Origin of the sequence: Massilia sp. TWR1-2-2 (genome assembly GCF_049897565.1) — a bacterium.
Classification (GTDB): domain Bacteria; phylum Pseudomonadota; class Gammaproteobacteria; order Burkholderiales; family Burkholderiaceae_D; genus JAFCUW01.
In genome coordinates this window covers 1-682 of record NZ_JAFCWM010000108.1, presented here as the reverse complement: position 1 = coordinate 682, position 682 = coordinate 1, and the positions used below count along the sequence as shown (strand labels likewise).

The 682-nt window shown below is 62.0% G+C and carries 2 protein-coding genes; both read left to right on the top strand.

Annotated elements, in window-relative coordinates:
• A partial coding sequence (gene tnpB / locus ACP7DD_RS26595; protein WP_426178411.1) for an IS66 family insertion sequence element accessory protein TnpB occupies window positions 1–235 on the top strand: 235 nt, incomplete at its 5' end.
• A gap of 59 nt (window positions 236–294) precedes the next feature.
• The coding region (locus ACP7DD_RS26590; RefSeq protein ID WP_426178410.1) for a transposase domain-containing protein at window positions 295–682 on the top strand (388 nt) is incomplete at its 3' end.

Here is a 682-nt window from a genome sequence, read left to right as displayed (position 1 = left end):
CTGCGACGGCACGGCGTACGTGTTCAGCAACCGACGCCGCACTCGTTTGAAGCTGGTCTGCTGGGATGGCAATGGCGTTTGGATGTGCCTGCGTCGACTGCACCGCGGTCAGTTCGTCTGGCCGCAAGCACACGAAGCAAGCTGGCAGTTAACCGACGAGCAATGGCAATGGCTGATCGCCGGCATCGACTGGCAGCGCCTGGCCGCGCCGGCCCAGGCGCAATGGCAGCTGTAGCGCCGCGCATGTAAACTGTTGTGCTTGTAAACAGCGGCCGTGCCCGGTAAACTACGGGCATGGACTTGCTTACCGAACTGACCCGCGCCAACCACGACCCAGCCGTGATCGAGAAGGTGCGCGCGCTGATGGAGCAAAGCGCCAAAGCAGAACAGGTACTAGCCAAAAAGAACGCCACGCTGGCAGAGAAGGATTTTAAGATTGTGGCATTGACGTTGGAGTTGGCGTACTACCGCCGCATCAACTACGGCAAGAAGAGCGAATCCTTCAGCGGCGAGCAGCGCGAACTGTTCGAAGAAACAATCGACTCCGACTTGGCCGCCATCCACGCAGAGCTGGCGCCACCTGATACCGGTGATGGCGAAGCGGGCAAGCGCAAGCGCAGCCGTGCCGGGCGCCAGCCGTTGCCGGCCGAACTGCCGCGCGTCGAGCACCGCCATGAGCCTG